Genomic DNA, 25,739 nt, shown 5'->3' with positions numbered 1-25,739 from the left:
GTTAACGGCTGGTGAGGAAGATGGTGCCGCAACGCTCGGACGAGGTTGCGGCACCGGGTCTCTATCTGACGATTTCCGGCCCCATAAGCGTATTGGGCAGGAAGGTGGATATCCACGGGATATAGGTCACCATGATCAGGAAGATGAAGAGCACACCCAGGAACGGCAGGGCCGCGCGCACCACGCCCATCATCGGCATCCCGGCCACGCCGGAGGTCACGAAGAGGTTGAGCCCGACAGGGGGTGTGATCATCCCGATTTCCATGTTCACCACCATGATGATGCCAAGGTGAATGGGATCGATCCCAAGCTCGATGGCGATGGGGAACACCAGCGGTGCCACGATCACCAGAAGGCCCGAGGGCTCCATGAACTGCCCGCCGATCAGCAGGATGACGTTGACCGCGATCAGGAACATCACCGGACCGAACCCGGCCGACAGCATGGCGTTTGCCACCGCCTGCGGGATCTGCTCTTCGGTCAGCACATGCTTGAGGATGAGCGCGTTGGCGATCACGAACATCAGGGTGATGGTCAGCTTGCCGCCCTCGAACAGCGTGCGCCGGGTATCGTGGTGAAAGAAGGCGGTGATCAACGCCTGCGGCTTGCTGAACAGGCTCTTGCGTTCCTGTCCGTCCCGCGCGGCCAGCGGACCCATGTCGCGATAGATGAAGGAGGCGACAAAGAACGCATAGACCGAAGCAACCGCTGCCGCTTCTGTCGGCGTAAAGAAGGCACCGGTCACGCCGGGAATACCGTAGATCCCCACCATGATGATTATGATCAGCAAAAGCCCCCAGGCGGCATCGCGGAAAGAGGCGAGGATCTCGCTCCAGCCGCGCCATTCCCCGGCGGGCATGTCCTTGATCCGGGCCATGACATAGATGGCAATCATCAGCATGAAGCCCGCCATCAGCCCCGGGATGACCCCGGCAAGGAACATCCGACCCACCGACACTTCGACCGCAGCGGCATAGACCACCATGACGATCGAGGGCGGGATCAGAATGCCAAGCGTGCCCGCGTTACAGATCACACCGGCGGCGAATTCCTTGGTATAGCCCGACTGTTTCATCGCTGCGATGACGATTGTCCCGATGGCCACCACCGTCGCCGGGGACGACCCCGAGAGAGCTGCGAACATCATGCAGGCAAACACACCCGCGATGGCCAGCCCACCCCGGAAATGTCCGACGCAGGCGATGGAGAAACGGATGATCCGCTGCGCCACACCGCCAGTGGACATGAAGGACGAGGCCAGGATGAAGAACGGAATGGCCAGCAGCGTGTAATGCCCTTCGAAGGCTTCAAACAGCGTCTGCGCGATCGAGGCAAGCGAGGTGTCCGAGTACCAAAGCAGGAACAGGACCGACGACATGCCGAGCGATACAGCGATAGGCACACCGATCAGCAGGAAGCCGATCACCATGACAAAGAGAAGGATGACAGACATCAGTTTTCCTCCCCGCGCAGTTCGCGCACTTCTTCGATTTCGTCCTCAACCTCGTGGCTCGCCACGATCCGGTCGATCTTGCCGGTCCAGACGGCCACACCGGCCTGAATGAAGCGATAGAGCAAGAGGGCGGTGGCCAGGGGCAGAACGGTGTAAGGGATCAGGCGCGGCAGCTTGTTATAGCTGTCCCCGTCGTTGAAGATCGGCTCCATCCATTTCAGGAAGGCGGGGTGCGGGACGTCATCGACCTCGTACCAGCCCTTGGCGAGGAACTTGTCCTCGAACCCAAGCGGGAACCAGCGACCCTCCGTGGCAGGCAGGTTGGCGTAATTGGCCCAGTAATCCCAGCTTCCTTTGAGAAGCAGAAAGGAAAACGCGATGCAAACGGCAACCGAAATCAGCGCCAGTGTCCTGCGCACGGGCGGCGAGACGATATTGATAATCGCGTCCACACCCAGATGCGCGCCTTTCTTGACGGCATAGGACGCGCCCAGCAGCACCAGCCAGCCAAACAGGAACACGGTCAGCTCCAGCCCCCAGAGGATGTTGGAGTTGAACCCTTTACGCGCCACGACATTGGCGAAGGTGATCAGTGTCATCGCACCCAGAAGGATCGCGATAAGGTTCTCCTCCAGCCGGTCGATGAAGTTTTGTGATGGTTTGGGATGCATTTGGGGCCCCTCCTCCCGCGTGCCGCAAAATCACGGCAGGGCCAGCACACAGCCAGCCCTGCCGGTCACAGCTTACATGCTGTTGTTGATGGCCTGCGCGGCGTCGATGGTCTCCTGACCCACGTCACCTGCGAACTGGTCCCAGACGGGCTTCATCACGTCGACCCATGCCTGACGCTGTTCGGCCGTCAGCTCGCGCACCACGCCACCTGCGTCGATCACCGATTGGCGCGCTTCGGCGTTCACCTTGGTCGACTCGGCGTTGCGGGTCTCGGTCACTTCGGCGAGGATCGTCAGGAACTGGTCGCGCACATCGGGCTCCAGGCTGTCGAGCCATTCCACCGAGGTCACCACGAGATAGTCGATGATGCCGTGGTTGGTCTCGGTGATGCCGTCCTGCACCTCAAAGAACTTCTTGCCATAGATGTTGGACCAGGTGTTTTCCTGCCCGTCCACAACGCCCTGCTGCAGCGCGCCGTAAACTTCGGAGAAGGCCATTTTCTGCGGGCTGCCGCCGATGGCTTCCATCTGCGCCACGAGCACGTCAGAGGACTGCACACGGAAGCGCAGGCCGTTGGCATCCGACGGCGAGATCAGCGGCACATTGGCCGACATCTGCTTCATGCCGTTATGCCAGAAGGCAAGACCCTGCAGCCCACGTTTCTGCATGCTGTCTTTCAGCGCCTGACCCGTTTCAGAGGCCTGGAACGCATCCACTGCGTTGATGTCCTTGAACATGAAGGGCAGGTCGAAGATGCGATACTTCTTGGTGAAGGCTTCGAATTTCGACAGCGACGGTGCCGCCAGCTGCACATCGCCCTGCAGCAGCGCCTCAAGCACCTTGTTGTCGTCGTAAAGCGTCGAGTTCGGATAGACCTCCATGCAGGCCTTGCCGTTCATCTCTTCGTTCACCCGTTGCTCCAGCAGCGACGCGGCAATCCCCTTGGGGTGCTTGTCGGTGTTGGTCACGTGGCTGAACTTGATGACGACCTCGCCATCGTCGCAGGCAGCCAGAGCACCTGTGGTGGAAATGCCAACAGCCAGGGCAGCAGCGGCTACTGTGGTAAGGAATTTCATGATCATCGTCCTCCCGATTTGATCAAGCTTTCAATCAATCAGCACCTCCTCAGGTGCGAATGCCTATAGCAAAGCCGGGCACAAGCCCTGCGACAAGGGGAAGGCGCAGTTTGTCGCAGGTAAGCGGTAGACGCTTTTATTAACAGAGACTTAAGTAAAGGTTTCGGCCGGTTTCCGGTCCCTGACAAAAATCAAGTGGGCGGAATCTCACACATGCCTCTGCAGCTCTGTGCGGGAATCGTTACAAAGCATGCTTTCCACGATACCGCTCAAAAGAGTCGCTTCGTGGCAAAGCCCACACCGACCATCACCAAGGCGATGGCCAGCCAATTGATGCCCAGTGCCGTGTCTGCGCCAAGACCCTTCAGAGCCATCATCACCAGCCCGCCACAGGTCAGCAATGCGCCCGGGATGGCCTGCAGAGGTCCGGGGGCTGCTGCGATCCCACCCTTGGAACCTGACTCGAAACGCAAAAAGATCAGTGTCAGCGGTACGAGCACCGCAAGAAACACCGCAAACCAGACCGGCCGCATTTGCCACCATGCTCCGCTGCCCGGGTCGACATCCAGCCCGATACCACCCATCCATACGGCCACGCCCACAACCGCGATCATCGCGGTCATGTGCCACAGATAGATCGTCATGATCATCTGGTTGAGCAGGATCACCCAGGCCCAGGGGCGCGTGCGCTGAAGCCAGCTTTTGATCACCCCAGTGAGCAGGATGATCACCCCGATCTGCACGCAGCCCATGGCCAGCATTGCCGTAGTCGGCGGCCGGGTGTTGGAAATCTCTTCGCCCGGTACGCTGACCATAGCCACCGGAAACCCCAGATGCCCAATCAGCAGATAAAGCCAGAGAACGCCCAGCCCGATCAGGGAAAGCGACACGGGTCCAAAACCGCCACCGCCGCGCCACCAGTACCCAAGCTGATGTACCGCGAGCCAGACAAATCCGTAATTCGCCCAGCGAAGCCAGCCTTGATCATGGGCAAAGGCAACATAATCGACCGCAATCGCTCCGAGCATGAGGGCCACAATCGACCAGATGCCAATTTTTTCCCACACCCAATAGCTCACCGGGACAACCATCGTAATCACGATGTAAACGGCAAGAAACCAGATCGGCACCAGCGCGGCCTGGGTGATGAGGATGATCTTGTCCGGTTTGACACCCATGCGCGCAGCGATGACAGCGGCAACCGACCAAACGATCACCAGCGGCACCGTGGGCTTCAACAACCGCGTGAGCCGCCCTGAAGCCCAGGCGCGGCGCTTCTCCGGATCCTTGCGAGCCGATGACCAGGACAACGCATTGGAAAACCCGCCGACAAAGAAGAACACCGGCATGACCTGAAAAATCCACGTCAAGTACTGCGTCCAGGGATCCCTGGCCAGGATAATGTCCAGCTCGACCTCACCGCCGCGCATCACCGGCGCCACCAGGAACCAATGCCCGAAGATGACAAAACAGATCGCCAGCGCGCGATAGAAATCAACCGCGCGGTTGCGCTTGTCGGGTGTGTTCTCGGCCGCCCAGACAGCGCGCGCCATCATGCCCTTGGGCATATCGGTTGAAGGGGTGCTCATGGATCACTGCTCCTCATTGCCGCTTTTGCGCGGTCATTCTGGTTTGAAGCGAGCGTATCAGGCGCATTCTGCTCCGTCGAGACGGATCATTCCCGAAACGCCTCGGCCCGGATGCCATGCCGGGCAAGCTTGTCATAGAAGGTCTTGCGCGGCAGTTTCAACGCACGCGCCGCCTCGGTCGCATTGCCGTGGTTCTGCCTCAGCGCCTGCATGAGAAACGCCGCTTCGACCTGCGCCATCTGCTCGGTCAGCCCCGGCACCTCGCCGCTGTCAAAATCGCTCAACCCCAGAACATAGCGCGTCGCGGCATTCATCAGGTCACGGCTGTTGCCCGGCCAGTCGCGCAGCATAAGGCGGCTGATCACCTCGGGCGGTATCTCGGGAGGGGCGATTTGCGCCTGTTCGGCAGCAGCCTGCACATAGTGCCGGAACAGCACCGGAATATCTTCGGGCCGGTCCTTGAGCGCCGGGATGGTGACGCTCATCACATTCAGGCGATAGAACAGATCGGGATTGAACCGGCCCGCATGCGCCTCCTGCGCCAGATCGCGGGAAGTGCCGGCAATGATACGGGGCGCATGCCCGGCGTCCTGCGCCTCATTCAGGGCAAGCTGGCTGTCGGCGGGCAGGTTGCCAACCTCGTCGATGAAGAGAGAACCATCAGCCGTCAGCGCCAGCGCCTCGGCCAGCGCGGTCGGGTTCAGCGCCGCGCCTGCGCGTTTTTCAAAGGTTGCATCGCGGCGCGACAGCACATGCACGACATGCGCGACCTTGGCGATGCCTGTCCCCGGCGCACCGGTGATCAGCACATCGGTCCCGGCGCGGGCCGCGGCGCGCACGCTGTCACGCAGACCATTGGCCAGCGCCGAGCTTCCGAAAAGCAAACGCGACGCAGCGTCACCTGTCTCAAGCTGTGACTTCAAAGCCCGGTTTTCCATCACCAGCGCCCGCGTCTGCATGGCCCGCTCGACCACCGCCAGAAGCTCTTTCGGCGGGCAAGGTTTTTCGAGAAAGCTATAGGCGCCGTCCGACATGCCGCGCACCGCCATGGGAATATCGCCTTCACCGGTGAGCAGGATCACCGGCAGATCCGCATCGACCTTGCGGACATGGGCCAGAAGGGCAAAGCCATCCTGCCCCGGCATCCGGATGTCCGAGATCACCACGCCTTCGAAACCGGGCGCGATATGATCCTTCGCCTCGATCACGCTGCCCGCGGTGGTCACCTCATACTCCGCCAGCATCAGCGTCTGCCCCAGCGCCTCGCGCACCGAGGCGTCGTCATCCACCAGAAGAACCCGTGCGATCATGCGGCCACCTCCTCAACCGGGGCCGACGCAAGCCGGATGCGGAACACCGCGCCGCCCTCGGGATGATTGCGCCCGGTGATATCGCCGCCAAAGCTCTGAACCAGTCCATAGGAAATCGACAAGCCCAGGCCCATCCCCTCGGACTGACCGACCTCCTTGGTGGTATAGAACGGGTCGAATATTTTCTCCGGGTCATCCAGCCCCGGCCCGGTGTCGCGCAGACTGACCAGCACATCGCCGCCGTCGCGCGCCACGTTCAGCTCGATGCGCTTTGCCTCCCGGCCCGTCATCGCATCCAGCGCATTGGTCATCAGGTTCATCAGCACCTGTTGCAGCCGAACCTCGCCCCCACGGACATAGACGGGGGCAGCGGGTGGCGTGTACTCCACCTGCACACCATCCCGTCGGAGCCGTGTCTCGGCCAGTTCCAGCACCGCGTCGATCACCGCCCCGATATCCACCCGCGTCATCGGCTCGGTCTCTTGCCGGGCAAAGGCGCGCAGGTTCTTGATGATCCGGCCCATGCGCCGCGACAGCTCGGCAATCCGGCCCAGATTGGCGCGCGCTTCCTCGGGCTTGTCCTTGTCCATGAAAAGCTGCGCGTTCTCTGAAAATGACTGGATCGCCATCAGGGGCTGGTTCAGTTCGTGACTGATCCCCGCCGACATCTGCCCCAGCGCCGACAGCTTGCCAGCCTGCACCAGATCGGCCTGCGCCCGGCGCAGCGCCTTTTCGGCCTCCAGCCGCTCGCTCACCTCCTGGCGTAGCTGGGTGTTGGCACGGGTCAACTCCTCCGTGCGCTCGGCCACCCGATGTTCCAGCCGCGTATTGGCCAGCGCAAGCGTGCGGCGGCGCTCGGTCGCCCAGAACAGGATCGCCCCGAAGGCCAGACAAAGGGCCGCGGTCACGGCAGCCTGCAACAGGGCGATGCGTTCGGCGGGCTGGGTCGAGATGAGCGAATGCCCCGTCATCCCGATCACCGGCAAGGGCAATGTGCCATAGACCGCACGGTCGGGCACATAGCGGCTCTCGGAGGTGGCCCAAAGCGTCAGCCCCCGCAAGGTCCAGGCATGATCGGGGCCAAAGCCCGCGCCTGGGACGCCCGGCATGAAGGAGCGGAACAAAAGCTCCGAGCGGTTGGAGATGAAAATCTGCCCCTCCTCATCGGTGAACAGCACGACCTGCGGCACGCCGCGCCAGTCGCTTTCCTCAACCGTTTCCATATCGACCCGCACCGCCACGGCCCCGGCAATGCCACCCCCCGTATGCACCGGGGCCAGAAAGGCAAAATCGCGCTGACCGGTGCCGCTGACGCCGTGGCTGAAACCCAAGGCACCGGTGCGCGGGCGGTCCATGATCGTCTTGTCGGTGGCAGGCGCGGCGCTTGAGCTGGCCAGAGGCGCGCCCTCAGGCGTCAGAAAGGAAATCTCAAGCGCCCCGCTGAAATCAGCGGTTTTCAACAGAAGCGGAGCAATCGCATCAGGCGTCTGCTCTCCCTTCGCCAGGGCCAGAATATCCGGGTGATCCGCCAGCGTTACGGCCAGCAAACGGTAGCGGCTGAGCTGCCCCACCAGCCGGTCCGAGGCCGAGCGCAGCACCGCCGCGCCCTGATCCGCCACCTGCACGATGGCCGAGCGATAGCCAAGCCACCAGACCCCCGCCGAAATGGCAGCCACAACGGCCAGAAAGGCCAGAATGATCTGAAGCCGGTGCATCCTCTCTCCCTCGACGACCGAGGATAGGAGGGCCGGAACGGCTTGACAATCTCAGGCGTCAATAGCCGCGCGCCGGATCCACGATATTCTGCAACGGTTCTCCCGCGCGCCAGCGCTCCAGATTGTCAAGGAACAGCCCGAAAGAGCGCGTCGCCCAACCGTCGAACACCGCCGAACAATGCGGTGACAGGATCGCGTTCTCAAGGCCCCATTGCGGGCTGTCTTCGGGCAAGGGTTCCTCGGGAAACACGTCCAGAGCGGCGTGCGCGATGGCCCCGCTTCGCAGCGCATTAACCAGCGCATCCTGATCAACCACCCCGCCGCGCGAGACATCGACAAGCATCGCCGACGGCTTCATCGCCGCGAAGGCGCGGGCATCCACCAGACCCCTGGTGCTGGGCAGAAGCGGCACGCTGACAGTCACGAAATCCGCCTGCTCCCAAAGCTGGGGCAGGTCATCGCTGGCACGGACCTCGTCCACATGCTCCATCGGGACGGGCCGCGCGCGGGTACCGATCACGCTCATCTCAAACGCCTTCGCCCGCTGCGCCACGGCCTGACCGGTATGGCCAAGCCCCACGATCAGCATCGTCTTACCCTGTAGCGGCTGCATCTCGCGCGCCGGATCCCAGCGCCGGGCTGCCTTGTCCGCCGCCAGCCCATCGATATCGAGCGTGTAATGCAGGATGCTGCCAAAAACATACTCGGCCATCATCGCCGAGGCGACCCCAGCCGAGTTGGTCACGGTGATCCGCGAAGGGTCCCACGGCTCAAGGTGGTCCACGCCCGAGCCGCCGACCGAAATCCACTTCGGCCCGTCCGCACCATAAAGCGGCTGCCAGGGATAGCCCGCCCGGCCCGCGAAACTGACCGAGTAAAGCACATCGGGTTTGAAGGCCGGGACCAGATCGTGCATGGCCGCGTAACTGTCGCAGGTCTCGATGACCACATCGGGCATCGCTTCGGCCAGCCGGTCGCGCAGCGGTGCGGGATCGCTGTCGAGGATCAGAACGCGCAGGCTCATGCAGTATCTCCCGGCGCGTTGACAAGCTCCGTCAGGTCGGCAATGCGGCTGTCCGGCTGCAGCAACCGGTCGCGCATCGCCCAGAGCGCGTGGGCACGCTCCTCGCTCAGCACCCCGGCACAGAAACCATGGAATTTCTCTTCAACCTCGGCATCGCTCATCCAGGCATCCACGCCCCCGCGCGCGGCGATATCGCCTGACGCAAGGGTGCGCCCGTCGCGCGTGGTCACCACCACATCAGACCAGCGTCCTTCGGGGAAGGTCGCGTTGTGATGGTCGCTCGCCACGGCCGAAATGCGCGGGATCAGCGCGGCCACATCCGGATCACGCAGGCCCGCGCCTTCGATATGCTCGGGCGCGACCGTGCCGTGCTTGAGCATCGTGGCAATGACGAAATGCATGGAATACTGCGCCTGCGTCGTGGTTTCGGGCATCCCGGCAAAAAGCCGGGCCGCCTCGTCGAAGGTGCGCACTTCGATATGCTCCACCTGATCGGCGGTCAGCCCTTCGGTTCGCATCAGGTGCCGCACGGCATCCATCGCGGCATGCCCCCATCGGCAGCTTGGATAGGGTTTGATGTAGTTTTCCGCAACGGTCCACCGCTCCCCCAGATCAGACCAGTAATGCGCGACCTCCGGCGCTTCGATGGTGATCGCCGGTGCACCGGTGAAGCCGCGCATGGCAAGCAACGCGGCGGTGCTGCCCACCAGGGCCCCCATGCCCGAGCCATCGTGCAGCATGGTCGGATTGTCGATCTCGCGCATCATCTGGCTGCGCGGGCCGTGGTATTCGGCAATGCCCAGCGCATGGCGCAATTGCTCTGGTGTGCTCCGCTCAAGCCGACAGCCCAGTGCCGCCACGCCCAGCGCGTTCCAGGCCCCTGACGTGTGATAATCACTCACCGTGGCATGCAGGCTGAGCCCCGCGCGCGCGGCGATCTCATAGGCCATTGTCATGGTCGCCAGGGCCTGCGGGCCGCTTATTTCGGAGTGCCGCTCGGCAAAGGCCATGAGCGCGGGAACCACCGCCGCCCCGATATGGCCTTTGCAGGGGGCAAAGCCATCATGGCCATCCAGGTTGTCGATCTGGGTGCCCAGCGCCCAGGCGGCCCCGGTCAGTGACACGCGGCGTCCATCAAAAAGCATGGTGGCCGCGTTCGCCGCTGACCCGGCGGCATGAAACTCCACCGCATGATCGCGGGCAATCTGGCCCACCTCCAGCACCGTGGCCCCGGCGGCCACGCCCAGCGTGTCGATCAGCAGGGTCGCGCAGTGTTTGAGCGCCCGCTCGGGGATGTCGAGCGCACCGTTCAGGGCAAACTCGGCAATGGCCGAAAACTGCGGGTCATTGGTGCGGGCGATATTACGGGACATGTCATTCATCAGTTCAGCCTTTCGAAAAGAGCGCCATAACCGGCAGAGGCATAGGTAAGGGAGAGCATTTGCAATGTCTGGAACATCATCGCCTGATTGGAGGTGATCACCGGCTTGCCCAGTTCTGCCTCCAGCGCGGCGATGCATTCCACCGCGCGCATATCGGTGCAGGAGAGGACAATCGCCTGCGCCGCGTCACTATCGGCCTGCCGGGCAAGCGCGGCCACCTGATCCGGGGTCAGCGCGCCCTGCCCGTCATTGCCAAGCTGCTCGGGAAAATCCGCGCGCGACACGGTGGTGACCCCCTCATCGGCGAGAAAGGCAATGGCGACGTCGTTCAAACTGGCCACATAGGGCGAGGCGAAGGCGATCTTGTCGCATCCAAGCGTGCGCAGGGCGTTGACCAGCGCGCCCGCCGCCGTGACCGTCTCGGCCCCGCTCTGCGCCTTGATCCTGGCCGCCAGATCCCGGTCAAAGCCGGGGCCATGCGCCAGGGTTGCAGAGGTACAGCCATACAGGATCACATCTGGTCTGACCCCCAGCAGCAGGCCGAGCGGGCCATCGAGATCGGCCTCGCCAAGGCCCGCCATCTGATCCTCATCGGGGATCTCATCGGCGTCATAACCACCCATGCGCGCAAAATGGACCGACACGCCATCGGGGCGCAGCAGCACCATGTCGGGTTCAAGGTTGGTATTGGTGAAGGGCACCAGAACGCCGATCCGCGCGCGGCCTCTGGACGAATAGTCGCTCATCGTTTCCCTCCGTTTCTGGCCCAATCCTCCAACAGCGAAGCCGCCAAGTCCATGTCGTCCGCGACGGAAATGGTCGCACGCAGGCACTCGGGCAGGCCCGCGCCGCCCTGGGGGCGCAGAAAAACGCCGTCCGTCCGCAGGGCCCGATTGGCGCTTTCCGCCGCCTCCGGAGAGGCGAAACGGATCAGCGCGAAGTTTGTGAAACTTTCATGCAGCTCGTATCCGGCAGCGCGCAGGCGGGTTGCAAAGGCATCGCGCAGCACAGCGGTCTGCGCGCAGGTTTCACGCATATAGTCGTGATCAAGTAGCGCGGCATGAGCGGCCATCTGCCCGGGCAGGGCGACGTTGTTGGGGTTCATGACCTTGCGCGTCTCGGCCGCGATGGCAGGCGGAAACAGCCCCCAGCCAACCCGCATCCCGGCCAGCCCGTAGGCCTTGGAAAAGGTCCGCAGGACAACCGTATCACCCCGCTCCACAAGGTCGAACATCCGCTCGCCCAGATGGTCGGCAAACTCGCCATAAGCCTCGTCGATCACAAGCATCACATCGCCCGGCAGCCCCTCGCGCAGACGCAGGAGCCCGGCCCGGGAAATGCGCGTACCGGTCGGGTTGCCGGGATTGGCGACAAAGACGATCCGGGTCTCCGGCGTGACCTGCGCAAGAAGGGCATCGACATCGACGGTGGCGCCTGTCTCAGAGGCCGTATCGAACCGCGCGCCGGTCATCTGCGTCGCGGTGCGAAAGAACGGATAGGCATGGGCCGGGGCAAGGGCGGCGGTGCCGGGGTCGAGATAGGCACGCGCCAAGCATCCGATCAGATCAAGCGACCCGTTTCCACAAAGGATATTGGCGGCAGTCACCTCATGCCTGTCGGCAATCGCCTCTCTGAGGACGGTCCAGTCCGGGTCCGGATAAAGCTGCGGTGATGTGGCGGCCCGGGCAAGCGCCTCGGCCACGGCGGGGCTCGGCGGGCGCAGACTTTCGTTCTGACTGAGCGAGACGAGCCGCTTGCCCGCCGGTGCGCTCAGATCAGCCAGGGCATAGCCCGCCATGGAGCCGATATGGGGAACGGGGGGGATCATGACCTGTCCTCCAACGCATGCGGATAATGCGCCTCGGCGGTGGCACGGCTGATTATGCCTTCCTCCAGATCGCGGCGGATCAGTGCCGCATCGCGCTTGCCCGGAGGACCGAAGCCGCCGCCACCGGGCGTCTCAAGGATCAGCGGCCTGTCATTCGGCACCCGGATCGTTCCCTTGCTGGGCAGCTCCGGGCCGTCATGCCCGACCCGGATGCGCCCCTTGGCCCCCTCGCCACCGCCATGCCGACCAGCAGCGGCAAAACATACGCGCTCAACCGACAGGAAGACCAGAAACGCCTCCTCCCCTGCGGCGGCAATCTCGATATGCTGGCCATGGCCGCCCTGAAACTGGCCCACACCGCCGCTGTTCTCGCGAAGCTCGCGGCGGGTGATCAGAACGGGAGCCACGGCTTCGGTCGGCTCCACCTGACTGCCCCAGACACCGCTGGGAAAGGCCGTGGCACTGAGCCCGTCCTTGGTGGGCCGCGCGCCCGTGCCGCCGTTGAACACCAGCTCCAGCGCAAAGGCCTGCCCGCCGTCGCGCGCGCTTTCCGCCGTGTGGCGCAGCGGCACGTCATAGAGGCAGGATGCCCCCTCGGCAGGCACCTTCTCAGGCAGGGCCTGCGACAGACATCCATAGACCAGATCGGGTGTCATCTGCCCGATGGAGTGGCGCATCGCAACCGGCACCGGGCGCTGCGCGTTGAGGATACACCCCTTCGGCCCGGTCACGCGGAACGGCTCTAAAGACCCGGCATTATTGGGAATATCGGCCCCGATAATGCAGCGCAGGGCAAACACGGAATAGGCGGTGGCATAGTTGAGTGGCACGTTGATACCCTTGGGCGAACAAGGGGAGGTGCCATCGAAATCCAGGAGAATGTGGTCATCGGCCACCGTCAGCGCGGCCTTGAGCAGGATCGGCATGTCATAGCCGTCAACCATCAACTCGCTTCGGTAAGTGCCTTTTGGAACCTCGGCGATTGCCTCCAGCGTACCACGCCGCGACGTCTCGATGATATACTCGGCCAGCGGATCGAGGTCATCGAGGTCGAACTCCGCCATCATCCCGGCCAGCCGCTGCGCCCCGGTTTCACAACAGGCAATGAGCGCATAAATGTCGCCTTCATTGGCAATCGGCTCGCGCGAGTTGGCGCGCACGATCTCCATCAGCAGCGCGTTGACCTCGCCCGCATCCACCAGTTTGCAGGGCGGGATCAGAAGCCCCTCGTCATAAACGTCCGAACCATCCGGCCCCATGCCAAGCCCGCCCAGATCGGCCAGATGCGAAGTACAGGAGGTGAAGCCCACCACGCGATCCTTGTAGAAGACCGGTTGCATCAGCAGGAAATCGTTGAGATGCCCCGAGGCGAGCCAGGGGTCATTGGTCATGTAGATGTCGCCCGGTTTCATGTGTTGGATTTCGAACCTCTCCAGCAGGTTCTTCACCGCCTCGGCCATGGTGTTGATATGCCCCGGCGTGCCCGTCACGGCCTGGGCCAGCATGCGCCCGCGCCGGTCAAAAATGCCGGCCGAGATGTCACCGCTTTCGCGCACGATGGGGCTGAAGGCCGCGCGGATCAGCGCCTGACCTTGCTCTTCGACAACCGCCAGAAGCCGGTTCCACATGACTTGCAGGCGGGGGGTGGTGATCTGGGTCATGCGGTGTATCCTTCGGCAGTGAGGATGAGGGTGCCATCGCCGTCCACCGTGGCGGAAAAATCAGCGCTGACATAGGTGGTGGTTTGCGGCTCAATGATCAGGGCGGGGCCTTGCAGGCTCTGACCGGGGCGCAGGGTGGCGCGGTCATAGATATCAGCCTCCCGCCGGGTCTGGCTCACCTCGCAGAGGATCGAGCTCCGCCGCTGCGGTACAGCTCTCCCCGCCGGTTCGGTCCGGGCAACCCGTCCCGCCGGATCGGCAGAGGAGGCCACACGCACCGACCAGTTCAGAATTTCGATCACCATCCCCGGCACGGAGCGGGCAAATTGCGCGCGGTACTCGGCTTCGAACAGGTGTCGCAGATGTGCAAGATCTTCGGCGGCAAGCGCCCTGTCGGGCAGTGTGATCTCAATCTCATGACCCTGCCCGTGATAGCGCATGAAGGCCGTTCGTCGGGTGGTCAGCAACGCCTCGGGTGCGCCTGCCCGGACCACCGATTCAGCTTCCGCGATCATCGTGTCGAAGAAAGCATTCAGCCCGTCAATATCGAGGCTGTCCAGCGTTGCATAGCGGCTGCGCACAATCTCGAACGACACCGGCGCATAGAGAAACCCGACCGCAGACCCAACGCCCGGGGCACGCGGAATGAGGATCCGTTGAACACCGGCACGGCGCGCCACACGCGTGGCATGCAGAGGACCGTTGCCGCCAAATGCGATCATGATACGCGCACCCAGGTCCTTGCCCGACTCCACCGCGTGCATCCGGCCCGCGCCCGCCATGCTCTCGTCGACAATCTCGCTGATCCCTGCAGCAGCCTCATCGGTGCCAAGGCCAGCGCCCTCAAAACAGCGGTCAATCGCATCAGCCGCGGCACCTGTATCGATCCGCAACCGCCCTTCGGCAAAACTTGCCGGTTCGATCAGCCCTTGCTGAATGTCGGCATCGGTCACCGTGGCGTTCTGGCCCCCCTTGCCAAAGGCAGCGGGCCCCGGCTCGCTCCCGGCACTATGGGGGCCCACCTGAATGCGTCCAAGCCGGTCGACATGCGCGATGGAGCCGCCGCCTGCCCCGATCTCGATCATTTCCAGAACGGGAATACGCACAGGCATGCCACTGCCCTTTATGAACCGTTCGGCACGGGCAATCTCGAACCTCCGCGCGCTTTGCGGCTGATACTCGTCGATCAGACACAGCTTTGCCGTGGTCCCGCCCATGTCAAAGCTCAGCACCTCGCGCGCCCCTGCCCTTTCGGCAATGCGCGCCGCAAGGATCGCCCCCCCGGCCGGGCCGGATTCGACCAGGCGGATCGGAAGCGCGGCGGCCGTTTCAATCGTCGTCATGCCCCCGCCCGCCGTCATCATCAGGATCGGACATCGCACCCCCTCAGCGGCAAAGGCGGATGCGAAATCCGCCAGGTAATGCGCCATGAGCGGCTGAATATACGCATTGGCCACGGTGGTGCAGAGACGGTCGAACTCGCGCGCCTCGGGGCTGACATCGCTGGAAATGGAAATCGCAAGCCCAGGCAGCCGCGCCAGCAGCAGGTCCCGCAGCCGCTGTTCATGGGCCGGGTTGGCATAGCTGTGCAACAGACAAATGGCGACCGCTTCGGCCCCGCTGTCGCGCAGGGCATCCGCCAGCGCGTCCACTCCTGTCTCATCGAGCGGTGTCAACTCGCGCCCCTGTGCGTCCATCCGCCCGGCAATGGTAAAGCTGCGCGCGCGCGGCACGATCAGATCAGGCTTGTCGATATTGATGTCATACTGGCTGTAGCGCCGCTCATAGGCGATCTCGAGAATATCGCGGAAGCCCGCGTTGGTAACGCTTGCCACCCGCGCCCCGCGCCGTTCAATCAGCGCATTGGTCGCGAGCGTGGTGCCATGGATGAACCCGGTGATCCGGGCCCAGTCAGCCCCGACATCGCGCAACACGTCGCGGACGCCATGCAGGGCACCTTCGGTCGGGTTTCTCGGTGTTGTCGGGGTCTTGGCGGTGGCGATGACGGTGCCGTCACCCGTCATGAGAACGGTATCGGTGAAGGTACCACCAATATCGACGGCGACCCTGAGGGCGGATGTGGTCATGTATGTGTCCGGAGATGTGAGGATAAAGCAGACAATATCGGGCCGACGCCCGGTTATGCGCCCGGTCTAGACGACCAGATCCACCCGCTCCGCGCGGCGGCCAATACGCCGGTTCTGCACCTGATGTGGCATCGCGCCCCTCATCAAATCTCTGGCGTGACGCTGTGACCACGGCCGCCACTTGTCAAGACAATTCGCTTGAGGCGTCGCGCCCGCCACACGCGCGCAGGGTCCGGCCGCAGGCAGGCCCGAGATACCATGCGTGCGCGTCAGCGCACTCCGCTTGACAGCGGATCAGAAATCGAGGTTCTCGACGTTCAGCGCATTTTGCTGGATGAACTCGCGGCGCGGCTCCACCACGTCGCCCATCAGCTTGGTAAACAGATCGTCGGCATCAGCCACGTCGTCCACCTTCACCTGCAACAGCGTGCGCGCTTCGGGGTCCAGCGTCGTCTCCCAAAGCTGGTCGGGGTTCATCTCGCCCAGCCCCTTGTAGCGTTGCAGGGCCAGGCCCTTCTCGCCCTCCTGAAGGATGGCATCGAGCAGGTCGAGCGGGCCATTGATGATTTGCGAGCGATCCTTGCGGTGCAGGGTTGCAGGCCGGGTGTAGACCTCGCGCAGGCTGTCGGTGATCGTGGCGATCTTGCGCGCTTCGCCGCCACGCAGCACCGGGCCGTCAAGCGTGCGCACCTCCTCCACCCCGCGCAGCACGCGGGTCAGGCGAATGCCATGATCCTGTGTCGGGCGGCCCTGCCAGCCGCGCTCATACTCGACGGCGATCAGGTCCAGCCGGGCCGCGATCGCATCCGCGACGCCCTGAAGGTCAGCGTCCACACGCCCCGGCACGAAGGCCTCGGCAATCGCCGCCTGCTCTAGAATGTGACGCGGGTAATGCGTTGGGAACGCTTCCAGAATCCGCTTGGCGGTGCGGGCCTCTTCCACGACACGCACAAGGTCCTGGCCCATGATCTCTTCGCCACTGCCAAGCCGCAGCACCGCATCCTCGGTGCCCTGCGCGATCAGGTAATCCTCCAGCGCGGGCTGGTCCTTGAGATAAACCTCCGACTTGCCCCGCGACACTTTGAAAAGCGGCGGTTGCGCAATGTAGAGATACCCGCCCTCGATCAGCTCGGGCATCTGCCGATAGAAGAAGGTCAGCAGCAGCGTACGAATATGCGCGCCGTCGACATCGGCATCGGTCATCAGAACGATCTTGTGATAGCGCAGTTTGGAGATATCGAACTCGTCCCGGCCGATGCCGGTGCCAAGCGCCATGACCAGATTGCCGATCTCCTGAGAGCTGAGCATCCGGTCGAACCGCGCGCGCTCCACGTTCAGGATCTTGCCCTTGAGCGGCAGGATTGCCTGCGTGCCCCGGTCGCGGCCGGTCTGGGCGGAGCCGCCGGCGCTGTCACCCTCGACGATGAAAAGCTCCGTCTTGGACGGGTCCTTTTCCGAGCAGTCCTTGAGCTTGCCAGCGAGGTAATTCACATCCATCGCCGTCTTGCGGCGGGTCAGTTCGCGGGCCTTGCGGGCGGCTTCGCGGGCGAGTGCGGCCTCGATGATCTTGCCGACAATCATCTTGGCCTCGTTCGGGTTTTCCTCGAACCATTCGGCCAGCTTCTCGTTCATCAGCCCTTCAACCGCCGGGCGCACCTCGGAGCTGACCAGCTTGTCCTTGGTTTGACTGGAAAATTTCGGGTCCGGCACCTTGACGCTCAGGACACAGGTCAGCCCCTCGCGGGCGTCGTCGCCGGTGAAGCTGACCTTCTCTTTCTTGGCGATGCCGCTTGTCTGGGCGTAATTGTTGATCGTGCGGGTCAGCGCGCCACGGAAGCCCGCCATATGGGTGCCGCCATCGCGCTGCGGGATGTTGTTGGTAAAAGGCAGCACCGTTTCGTGGTAGCTGTCATTCCACCACATCGCCACCTCGACGCCGATATCGTCACGCTCTCCGGTGATGAAGATCGGCTCTGGGACCATCGGAGTTTTGTGCCGGTCGAGATATTTGACGAATTCCTTGACGCCGCCCTCGTAATGCAGCTCGGTGCGCAGGGGTTCGGCGGGGCGTTCGTCGGTCAGGATGATCCGCACACCGGAGTTGAGAAAGGCCAGCTCACGGAGTCTTTTCTCAAGAGTTTCAAAGGAATAGTCGAGATTTGAGAACGTGTTGGTGGAGGCGAGGAAGCGTACTTCGGTGCCTTTGCGCCCATTGGCTTCGCCGACCACGCGCAGATGCTCCACGGTGTCGCCGCCCTCGAACCGGGCGTAATGCTCTTTGCCGCCGCGCCAGATCCGCAGCTCCAGCCAGTCGCTGAGCGCGTTGACCACCGACACGCCAACACCATGCAACCCCCCGGAAACCTTGTAGGAATTACTGTCAAACTTCCCGCCCGCATGGAGCTGGGTCATGATGACTTCCGCCGCCGAAACACCTTCTTCTTCGTGCGTCTCAACAGGGATGCCGCGGCCGTTATCGCTAACAGACACAGAGGAATCTGCGTGAATTGTGACTGTCACGGCGTCGGCGTGACCGGCGAGCGCCTCATCGATGCCGTTGTCGACGACCTCATAGACCATATGATGCAGGCCCGAGCCGTCATCGGTATCCCCGATATACATCCCGGGCCGTTTGCGAACAGCCTCCAAGCCCTTGAGAACTTTGATAGAATCAGCGCCGTATTCTTCGGGTGCCGCTGCCGGTTCCGCCATGCGAAATGTCCCTCTGTACTTTCGGATTTTATACGATTTTTCAGGGGCCTTGTCACGCAATGACCACAAGATTTTGTGGGTCGGCGTGGCATTTATAACAAGAGGCCCCGCTCAGGCGAAACCAGCGGAGAATTGTACGTTTTGTACAAAATCCACCCCTGTTTTGTACAAAACTCCGAAGCTCACCCGGCGCGACGCGACAGGGCCATGTGCAGGGCGTTTGCGGCCTGCCAGTCACGCGGCTGCGCCCGACTTTCCGAGCGCGACAGCCAATCGCGCGCAGCCACCTCTTCGCCCGCGATGAAGCGGTCCAGAAGCGGATCGGACCCGGCGCTTTCGGCGCGCTCTTTCGCGGCCATCTTCTGCTGGGTCAACCGGTCCAGCGACGCGGCAAGATCGGGCGAGAGATCACATCCGGCGCGCAGGGTTGCCATGTCCATCGGCGGCATCGCCTGATCGTTGAGCCGCATCCAGCGCAGTGCCAGAGACGGGCGCAACACGTAGAAATACCGCTTGATCCGGATCCCGCCCTCCGGGGCCGCCAGCCGCGACCTCTGACGCTCAAGCAGCGCCAGGTAATGCCAGGTGACAGAGCGGCGGTCGAGCACATCGCGCGCAAAGGCGGTAAGCTGTTGCACCGCCTCTGTATCGGCCAGATAGGTGATGGGGGATTGCAGCCATTCGGCGATGACGGCGTTGGAGCGCATCGCCAGACCCAGTGCCTTGCCCAGTTCCCAGCCGGAGATGTCGAGTTCGTCGTCGATAGGCCGCTCAATGACATCGCGGGTCTTTTCCAGCCGGTAATGCCATTCGACCGGGCGGGCATAGACAAACCGGACATCATAATCGCTGTCGGGTGAATGGAACCCCCAGGCGCGAGAGCCGGATTCGATGGCGAAGAGGATACGCACCTGCTCTTCAGCCTCGATATCCTTCAGGCGCGCCACGATCGCGGCGCGCATCTGCGGACTGACGGCGGTATCGGTCATCGGGCGCGCTCCTTACGAGCCGCCCGAGATCGACCGGATTACAAGGAAGATCACCGCCGACAGCCCGGCAGCGGCGGGCACGGTGATGATCCAGGCCGAGATGATGGTCATGAAATGCGACCGGCGCACGAGCTTGCGGCGGCGGCGCTCTTCGGTCGGCTGCTCGGCCGGGTCGGGGATGGCCAGACGGGCGTTGCGCATGCGCCGCGCGCTGTCCCATTCGCGGAAGAAGCCGACGCCAAAAACGCCGCCAACGGCGATGTGGGTGGAGCTGACCGGCAGGCCGAGCCAGCTTGCCACGATCACGGTGATCGCCGCCGACAGCGCCACGCAATAGGCGCGCATCGGGTTGAGCTTGGTGATCTGGCTGCCGACCATGCGGATCAGTTTCGGGCCAAAGAGGAACAGGCCGAAAGAGATGCCCATCGCCCCGATGACCATGACCCAGAGCGGGATCGAGACCGCATCGGTGAAGTTGCCCGACTGGCTGGCCTGGACGATGGCGGCGAGCGGGCCCACCGCATTGGCCACGTCATTGGCACCGTGTGCGAAGCTCAGCAACGCTGCCGAGATCACCAGCGGAATGCCGAAGAGCACCTTGAGCGAGCGGTTGCGGTTTTCCAGACCTTCGGATTGCCGGCGGATCACAGGGATCATCACCAGCCAGATGGCCACGCCGATCATCGCGCCGATCATCACGGCGGTGCCGAGGTCGATCTTGATGACCTTTTTCAAGCCTTTCATCGCGAGGTATGTGGCAAAGGCGCCTGCCATGATGCCCACAAGGATCGGCACCCATTTGCGGGCCGCGGCGATCTTGTCCTCCTGATAGATGATCCGCGCCTTGATCAGCCAGAGGAACGCGGCGGCGATCAGCCCGCCAAGCACGGGCGAGATGACCCAGCTTGCGGCGATCTTGCTCATCGTGGCCCAGTTGACCGCAGCAAAGCCCGCCGCGGCGATGCCCGAGCCCATGACGCCGCCAACGACCGAATGGGTGGTCGAGACTGGCGCGCCGATCCAGGTGGCCAGGTTGACCCAGAGCGCGGCAGACAGGAGTGCCGCCAGCATTGCCCAGACAAAGACCGAGGCCGTCTGCATGCTTTCGGGCGCGATGATGCCCTTGGCGATGGTCGATACCACGTCGCCCCCCGCGAGAAGCGCACCGGCGCTTTCAAAGATGGCGGCAATGGCGATGGCCCCGCCCATCGTCAGGGCATTTGCGCCGACGGCGGGGCCCATATTGTTGGCCACGTCATTGGCCCCGATATTCAGCGCCATGTAGGCGCCGAACCCGGCGGCCACCACGATGATGAAGGTGTTGGTGGTCTCGCCCAGCAGCAGCATCGCCAGCAGGCAGGCCATGATGATGAAAATCAGCCCGATGGCCGGGGCGACAAGGGGCCGGCCGACATAGGCGGTGGCCATTTCCAGATTGGACAGGCGCCCAAGGTCGCGGTCCAGCGTCTCAAGGTGACGCGGCTCAAAATCGTTGTTCGACATGGGGTCCCTCACCCGGTGCTCTTCTGGCTTGACCGGGCTTAGCAGTATCGACCGGGTAGCTCAATCGCCGCGAGGTCGCAGTGTACTATGAATGCTGCATCACCGCGCTTGTTCCCTCTGCCTCGGTCACCTCAAGGTGCTGCGCGCGGTCGCCCAGCTCGGTAAAAAGCTCGGGCCCGGTGCCGGTCATCCACGCCTGAGAGCCAAGCGCGCAAATCTCGTCATAAAGCGCGGCACGGCGGGTGGCATCGAGATGGGCGGCCACCTCATCAAGCAGCAGGATGGGAGGCGCGCCGAAGTCACGTTTGAGCGCGCGGCCATTGGCGAGGATGAGCGAAACCAGAAGCGCCTTCTGTTCGCCGGTGGAGCAATCGCGGGCAGGCACGCCCTTGGCCGCATAGACCCCGTAAAGATCCGCGCGGTGCGGGCCAATGAGCGTGCGCCCCGCGGCGAGGTCGCGAAAGCGGCTTTCCGAGAGCGCCTCGCGGAAATCGGTGGCGTTGGCGGGCATTTCGCCCTCGGTCATGGTCAGCTCCAGCTCGGCGGTTGGAAAGGCTGTCTCTGCCTCATCCTGCGCGCCCTGAATAAGCTCAAGCGCGGCCTGCCGGTTGGCATGAATGGCGCTGCCCGCCTCGGCCATCTGTTTTTCGACCGCGACATACCAATGCCCGTCGCGCACCTGGTCCTTCAGCAGGCGGTTGCGTTCGCGCATGGCCTTTTCGTAGACAAGCGAGACCTCGGCATGGGACGGGATGAAGCTGAGCGTGATCCGGTCGAGGAACCGCCGCCGCCCGTCCGCCCCTTCGATCCAGAGCCGGTCCATCGCGGGGATCAGCCAGAGCACCCGCGCGATGCGGCCCAGCGCCACCTGGCTTGCCGCCTTGCCGTCGATCCTCAGCTGGCGCGCGGCCCCGCCTTCGGACCAGATCTCGACCTCGTGGGTCTGGTAGAGCGAGTGCAGGATGCCGGTCAGCTTCCAGCCCAGCGCCTCGGGCCTGCGGACCATGTCCTGCGCGGCCCCCCGCCGGAGCCCGCGCCCGGGAGAAAACAGCGAAACCGCTTCGAGGATGTTGGTCTTGCCCGCGCCATTGGGCCCGTAGATCGCGACAGGGCGCGCATCGAGCGTCAGCTTCGCCCCGAGATGCGACCGGAAATGCGAGAGCGACAAGGAGGACAGGTAAAGGGCCATATATCCGGACTAGCGTGAGAGCGAGTTGCTTTCCAGTGGCAAATCCTTGCGGTCAGGGCCGTGCATGTTCCGGTTCCGAGCAGAGGTAGCGCTGACCGTCAGGCAGGGTACACAGTTCGTCGAAAAAGGCAGGGGAGAGCACGAGGTACCGCGGCAAGGCTTTGCTGGCGTCCTGCCTGTCGAGATAGGCGCTACAGATCGACAGGTAGTATTGCGCGCGCCGGTGATCGGAGGCGTACCACTGATCGAAGGCTGCTGAAACGGCTGCGCCGGTGGTTCCAACGGTTGCCATCTCCTGCTTGAAACGCGCCGCGATGTCTGACTGGCTGTCCCAGGAGGATAGCGCCGACCAGACGGCGGGCTGGCCTTTTTCCTTCAGCTGCCAGGCAACGAGAAGGGAGATCGCACTTGCATCCGCTTCGAGCGCGAAGGTGGCGCGGGCATATTCCTCCATCGCCAGGTGATCAGAGGGGCAGGCCCCCAGCGCGATCTGATCCAGGTGGCGGATTTCATGCAGAAGGATTCCCAGCTGCATCTCCTCCGGCAGGTCTTGCGTGATGTAGATGCGGTTGCGCTCGACATCGAGATAACCATGCGCCCCATCCATCCGCTCTGCATAGCAAAGGCCGGGGGACCGGTCCGACACGGTGTCCCGAAGCGACGGAAAGCTTTCCAGCGCCCGCATCGCATTTTCATAAAGGGTGGACAGCCCGCGCTGCACGTCGGTTTGCGGGGGGGCGCCGGGCGCATCGATGCAGGTTTCCGCCATGACCGAGGCGGCCATCGACAGACAGAGACCGATCGCGAAAAGCCGCGCATGAAAGACCGTGCGTGACAAGATCACATCCCGGCGCAGCGTGAGTCCGGGCAGCTGAGCAGCAAAGCGGAACGGGCCATTCCCATGCCGTCAGACGCGCATCGGCATGACCACATAAACCGCCGATGTGTCATTGCCTTCGCGCATCAGCGTCGGATCGCCTGCGGAGTTGAACAGGAACACGGCGTTCTCGCGGTCCACCTGGCTGGCAATCTCCAGCAGGTATTTGGCGTTAAAGCCGATCTCAAGCCGTTCGTCGCCATAGGCCACGGCCAGCTCTTCCTCTGCCGCGCCACTGTCGGGGGCGTTGACCGAGAGCACCAGCCGATCCTCGTCCAGCGCCAGTTTCACCGCGCGCGAGCGTTCGGAGCTGACGGTCGCCACCCGGTCCACGGCCTGCGCAAACTCGGCGGCGTCCACCTCCATCTTGCGGGTGTTGCCGGTGGGAATGACGCGGGTGTAATCGGGGAAGGTGCCGTCGATCACCTTGGAGGTCAGGATGATCTCGGGCGTGGCAAAGCGCACTTTCGTCTCGGACACCGAGACAGCGATATCCATGTCGTCCTCATCCAGAAGCTTGCGCAACTCGCCCACGGTCTTGCGCGGCACGATCACGCCGGGCATGTCGGCGGCGCCTTCGGGCAGATCGGCGTCGATCCGGGCCAGGCGGTGCCCGTCGGTGGCGACACAGCGCAGTTGCTTGCCGCCATCGGCATCCGCCACATGCATATAGACCCCGTTGAGGTAATAGCGGGTTTCTTCGGTGGAAATGGCAAATTTGGACTTGTCGAAGAGGCGGCGCAGTTCGGCCGCCTTGGCCTTGAAGTTGGAGGCATATTCCGACGACGCCATCACCGGGAAATCTTCCTTGGGCAGGGTGGCGAGGTTGAAATTCGACCGCCCCGCCTCGACCGCCAGACGCCCTGCGGCGCTGTCATCGCTGAGCGTGACCAGCGCACCATCGGGCAGTTTGCGCACGATCTCGTGCAGGGTCACGGCGCTGACCGTGGTGGCGCCTGCGCGCTCGACCTTGGCCGGGGCCTTGTCGACCACTTCGATATCGAGGTCGGTGGCGCGGAACTGAACGGTGTCGCCCTCGGCCTCGATCAGCACATTGGCGAGGATCGGGATCGTGTTGCGCCTCTCGACGACGGATTGTGCCTGTGACACAGCCTTGAGCAGCGCGCCGCGTTCGATGGAGAATTTCATGCCCTCGCTCCCTCGTATCAGGTGCCCGGTCTCAGCCGGGAGGGGCACGGTATCACCTTCCCCTGCCCGATCAAGCGGTTTATGCCGTTTTCAGATGATATGCCCGGAAGGTCAAGCGCGGCCCCGCCCTTGCGAGGCCGCCTGAGAGGGCGGACGAGCGGCCCGGGTCAGCTTTCGAGCGTGCGGCGCAGGATTTCGAGGTCTTCGGCGATCTGGGCGTCCTGGATGCGCAGCTCGTCGATCCGTTTGACCCCATGCATGACCGTCGTGTGGTCACGCCCGCCAAAGCGGCGGCCGATCTCGGGCAAACTGCGCGAGGTAAGCTGCTTGCACAGATACATCGCCACCTGCCGCGGCCGGGCAAAATTGCGCAGGCGTTTGGGGCCGATCATCTCGCTCAGGCGGATGTTGTAATGTTCGGCCACGCGGCGCTGGATTTCCTCGATGGAAATCTTGCGCTCGGAGGCGCGCAGCACATCGGCCAGACAATCCTGGGTCAGCTCCAGCGTCACCTCCTGCTTGACCAGCGAGGCAAAGGCGAAAAGCCGGGTCAGCGCGCCTTCGAGCACGCGGACATTGGTGCTGATCCGGTGGGCCAGAAATTCCAGCACACCGTCGGCCATGTCGAGATCCGGATATTGGGCGCGATAGCGGTCGACCTTGGATTGCAGGATGCCCAGGCGCAGTTCGTAATCGGTGGGATGCAGATCCACCACCAGCCCGCATTGCAGGCGCGATTTGATGCGCTCTTCGAGGTTCTTGATCTCGCCCGGGGCGCGGTCGCCGGAAATGATGATCTGCTTGTTCTGATCCACCAGCGCGTTGAACGTGTGGAAGAATTCCTCTTGTGTGCTTTCCTTGCCGGCGATGAATTGCACGTCATCCACCATCAGCACATCGACCGAGCGGAACATCTGCTTGAAATCCATCATCTTGCGGTCGCGCAGGGCCTGCACGAAGCGGTACATGAACTGTTCCGCCGACAGGTAGACGACATTCAGCTCGGGGCGGTTTTCCTGCAATTCCCAGGCGATGGCGTGCATCAGGTGCGTTTTGCCCAGGCCGACGCCGCCATAGAGAAAGAGCGGGTTGAAGGTGACCGGGCCGCCCTCTGCCACGCGTTTGGCGGCGGCATGGGCGAGCTCGTTCGGCTTGCCGACGACGAAGGTCTCGAAGGTGAAGCGCTCATCCAGCGGAGCGGTCGGGATGAGCATGTCATCCTCTTGCCTGGCGGCCGCGGCTTCGGGCTGGGGCGCTGTGCGGGTCGGGCGGCGCGGGGCGTTGGCAGGTACCTTGAACTGCACCCGGCGCACATCCGACGACATCTGGTTGATCTGGTAGAGAATGCGGTCGCCGAAATTCTGCGACACGTAATTGCCCATGAAACTGGTCGGGACATGAAACACGGCGATCCCGTCGGTTACGCCGACATAGTCAAGCGGTTCAATCCAGTTCTTGTAGTTGCTTGCCCCGACAGTGCTCCGCAGATCTTGCTTCAGCTGGCCCCATTCTTCTTTCGTCAT

The 25,739-nt window shown here is 63.3% G+C and carries 19 protein-coding genes; all 19 read right to left on the bottom strand.

Annotated elements, in window-relative coordinates; genetic code table 11:
* Positions 1–61: 61 nt before the first annotated feature.
* The gene (locus EI983_RS00385) at positions 62–1,453 is read right to left on the bottom strand and encodes a TRAP transporter large permease (protein ID WP_157705254.1); all 1,392 of its coding nucleotides are present in this window, start codon (positions 1,451–1,453) and stop codon (positions 62–64) included.
* Positions 1,453–2,124: a TRAP transporter small permease gene (locus EI983_RS00380; RefSeq protein WP_157705253.1), complete on the bottom strand. Its 672-nt coding sequence runs from the start codon at positions 2,122–2,124 to the stop codon at positions 1,453–1,455. Before EI983_RS00380 ends, EI983_RS00385 begins: the two co-directional genes overlap by 1 nt.
* Before the next feature lie 72 nt (positions 2,125–2,196).
* Positions 2,197–3,201, bottom strand: coding sequence for a DctP family TRAP transporter solute-binding subunit (locus EI983_RS00375; RefSeq protein WP_157705252.1), 1,005 nt, complete (start codon positions 3,199–3,201; stop codon positions 2,197–2,199).
* A 269-nt stretch (positions 3,202–3,470) separates the two neighbouring features.
* Positions 3,471–4,790 (bottom strand): acyltransferase family protein, encoded by a 1,320-nt coding sequence (locus EI983_RS00370; RefSeq protein ID WP_157705251.1) that lies wholly within the window; start codon positions 4,788–4,790, stop codon positions 3,471–3,473.
* An 86-nt stretch (positions 4,791–4,876) separates the two neighbouring features.
* A complete protein-coding gene (locus tag EI983_RS00365) occupies positions 4,877–6,100 on the bottom strand; it encodes a sigma-54-dependent transcriptional regulator (RefSeq protein ID WP_157705250.1) in 1,224 nt (407 codons plus the stop codon).
* Entirely contained in the window at positions 6,097–7,815 is a 1,719-nt protein-coding gene (locus tag EI983_RS00360; protein WP_157705249.1) for a sensor histidine kinase, read from the bottom strand. The genes EI983_RS00365 and EI983_RS00360 overlap by 4 nt, the downstream gene beginning before the upstream one ends.
* A gap of 58 nt (positions 7,816–7,873) precedes the next feature.
* Positions 7,874–8,839: a D-2-hydroxyacid dehydrogenase gene (locus EI983_RS00355; protein ID WP_157705248.1), complete on the bottom strand. Its 966-nt coding sequence runs from the start codon at positions 8,837–8,839 to the stop codon at positions 7,874–7,876.
* Positions 8,836–10,212: an MmgE/PrpD family protein gene (locus EI983_RS00350; RefSeq protein WP_157705247.1), complete on the bottom strand. Its 1,377-nt coding sequence runs from the start codon at positions 10,210–10,212 to the stop codon at positions 8,836–8,838. Before EI983_RS00350 ends, EI983_RS00355 begins: the two co-directional genes overlap by 4 nt.
* A gap of 8 nt (positions 10,213–10,220) precedes the next feature.
* Entirely contained in the window at positions 10,221–10,967 is a 747-nt protein-coding gene (locus tag EI983_RS00345) for a maleate cis-trans isomerase family protein (protein WP_157705246.1), read from the bottom strand.
* A complete protein-coding gene (locus EI983_RS00340; RefSeq protein WP_157705245.1) occupies positions 10,964–12,049 on the bottom strand; it encodes a pyridoxal phosphate-dependent aminotransferase in 1,086 nt (361 codons plus the stop codon). Before EI983_RS00340 ends, EI983_RS00345 begins: the two co-directional genes overlap by 4 nt.
* On the bottom strand, positions 12,046–13,710 hold the full coding sequence (locus EI983_RS00335; protein WP_157705244.1) for a hydantoinase B/oxoprolinase family protein: 1,665 nt from the start codon (positions 13,708–13,710) through the stop codon (positions 12,046–12,048). Before EI983_RS00335 ends, EI983_RS00340 begins: the two co-directional genes overlap by 4 nt.
* Positions 13,707–15,797: a hydantoinase/oxoprolinase family protein gene (locus EI983_RS00330; protein ID WP_157705243.1), complete on the bottom strand. Its 2,091-nt coding sequence runs from the start codon at positions 15,795–15,797 to the stop codon at positions 13,707–13,709. The genes EI983_RS00335 and EI983_RS00330 overlap by 4 nt, the downstream gene beginning before the upstream one ends.
* A gap of 294 nt (positions 15,798–16,091) precedes the next feature.
* Positions 16,092–18,509 carry a DNA topoisomerase (ATP-hydrolyzing) subunit B gene (gene gyrB / locus EI983_RS00325; RefSeq protein WP_157705242.1) on the bottom strand — a complete coding sequence of 806 codons (2,418 nt, stop codon included), beginning with the start codon at positions 18,507–18,509 and terminating at the stop codon, positions 16,092–16,094.
* A 182-nt stretch (positions 18,510–18,691) separates the two neighbouring features.
* Complete coding sequence (locus EI983_RS00320) at positions 18,692–19,498, bottom strand: nucleotidyltransferase domain-containing protein (protein ID WP_157705241.1); 807 nt, start codon at positions 19,496–19,498, stop codon at positions 18,692–18,694.
* A 12-nt stretch (positions 19,499–19,510) separates the two neighbouring features.
* Complete coding sequence (locus tag EI983_RS00315) at positions 19,511–21,001, bottom strand: inorganic phosphate transporter (RefSeq protein WP_157705240.1); 1,491 nt, start codon at positions 20,999–21,001, stop codon at positions 19,511–19,513.
* Positions 21,002–21,086: 85 nt separating this feature from the next.
* Positions 21,087–22,190 carry a DNA replication/repair protein RecF gene (recF, locus tag EI983_RS00310; protein ID WP_157705239.1) on the bottom strand — a complete coding sequence of 368 codons (1,104 nt, stop codon included), beginning with the start codon at positions 22,188–22,190 and terminating at the stop codon, positions 21,087–21,089.
* Positions 22,191–22,242: 52 nt separating this feature from the next.
* Positions 22,243–23,028, bottom strand: a complete 786-nt coding sequence (locus EI983_RS00305) for a DUF6782 family putative metallopeptidase (RefSeq protein WP_157705238.1) — start codon at positions 23,026–23,028, stop codon at positions 22,243–22,245.
* Positions 23,029–23,097: 69 nt separating this feature from the next.
* A complete protein-coding gene (dnaN, locus tag EI983_RS00300; protein WP_157705237.1) occupies positions 23,098–24,216 on the bottom strand; it encodes a DNA polymerase III subunit beta in 1,119 nt (372 codons plus the stop codon).
* Between the two features lie 167 nt (positions 24,217–24,383).
* The gene (dnaA, locus tag EI983_RS00295; RefSeq protein ID WP_157705236.1) at positions 24,384–25,739 is read right to left on the bottom strand and encodes a chromosomal replication initiator protein DnaA; all 1,356 of its coding nucleotides are present in this window, start codon (positions 25,737–25,739) and stop codon (positions 24,384–24,386) included.

It is taken from the genome of Roseovarius faecimaris, assembly GCF_009762325.1.
Classification (GTDB): domain Bacteria; phylum Pseudomonadota; class Alphaproteobacteria; order Rhodobacterales; family Rhodobacteraceae; genus Roseovarius; species Roseovarius faecimaris.
This window is presented reverse-complemented; position numbering and strand designations above follow the sequence as displayed.

Coding starts and splice junctions, on each gene's coding strand:
- EI983_RS00385 (WP_157705254.1), bottom strand. CDS start 1,453: ATGTCTGTCATCCTTCTCTTTGTCATGGTGATCGGCTTCCTGCTGATC.
- EI983_RS00380 (WP_157705253.1), bottom strand. CDS start 2,124: ATGCATCCCAAACCATCACAAAACTTCATCGACCGGCTGGAGGAGAAC.
- EI983_RS00375 (WP_157705252.1), bottom strand. CDS start 3,201: ATGAAATTCCTTACCACAGTAGCCGCTGCTGCCCTGGCTGTTGGCATT.
- EI983_RS00370 (WP_157705251.1), bottom strand. CDS start 4,790: ATGAGCACCCCTTCAACCGATATGCCCAAGGGCATGATGGCGCGCGCT.
- EI983_RS00365 (WP_157705250.1), bottom strand. CDS start 6,100: ATGATCGCACGGGTTCTTCTGGTGGATGACGACGCCTCGGTGCGCGAG.
- EI983_RS00360 (WP_157705249.1), bottom strand. CDS start 7,815: ATGCACCGGCTTCAGATCATTCTGGCCTTTCTGGCCGTTGTGGCTGCC.
- EI983_RS00355 (WP_157705248.1), bottom strand. CDS start 8,839: ATGAGCCTGCGCGTTCTGATCCTCGACAGCGATCCCGCACCGCTGCGC.
- EI983_RS00350 (WP_157705247.1), bottom strand. CDS start 10,212: ATGTCCCGTAATATCGCCCGCACCAATGACCCGCAGTTTTCGGCCATT.
- EI983_RS00345 (WP_157705246.1), bottom strand. CDS start 10,967: ATGAGCGACTATTCGTCCAGAGGCCGCGCGCGGATCGGCGTTCTGGTG.
- EI983_RS00340 (WP_157705245.1), bottom strand. CDS start 12,049: ATGATCCCCCCCGTTCCCCATATCGGCTCCATGGCGGGCTATGCCCTG.
- EI983_RS00335 (WP_157705244.1), bottom strand. CDS start 13,710: ATGACCCAGATCACCACCCCCCGCCTGCAAGTCATGTGGAACCGGCTT.
- EI983_RS00330 (WP_157705243.1), bottom strand. CDS start 15,797: ATGACCACATCCGCCCTCAGGGTCGCCGTCGATATTGGTGGTACCTTC.
- gyrB (WP_157705242.1), bottom strand. CDS start 18,509: ATGGCGGAACCGGCAGCGGCACCCGAAGAATACGGCGCTGATTCTATC.
- EI983_RS00320 (WP_157705241.1), bottom strand. CDS start 19,498: ATGACCGATACCGCCGTCAGTCCGCAGATGCGCGCCGCGATCGTGGCG.
- EI983_RS00315 (WP_157705240.1), bottom strand. CDS start 21,001: ATGTCGAACAACGATTTTGAGCCGCGTCACCTTGAGACGCTGGACCGC.
- recF (WP_157705239.1), bottom strand. CDS start 22,190: ATGGCCCTTTACCTGTCCTCCTTGTCGCTCTCGCATTTCCGGTCGCAT.
- dnaN (WP_157705237.1), bottom strand. CDS start 24,216: ATGAAATTCTCCATCGAACGCGGCGCGCTGCTCAAGGCTGTGTCACAG.
- dnaA (WP_157705236.1), bottom strand. CDS start 25,739: ATGACGAAAGAAGAATGGGGCCAGCTGAAGCAAGATCTGCGGAGCACT.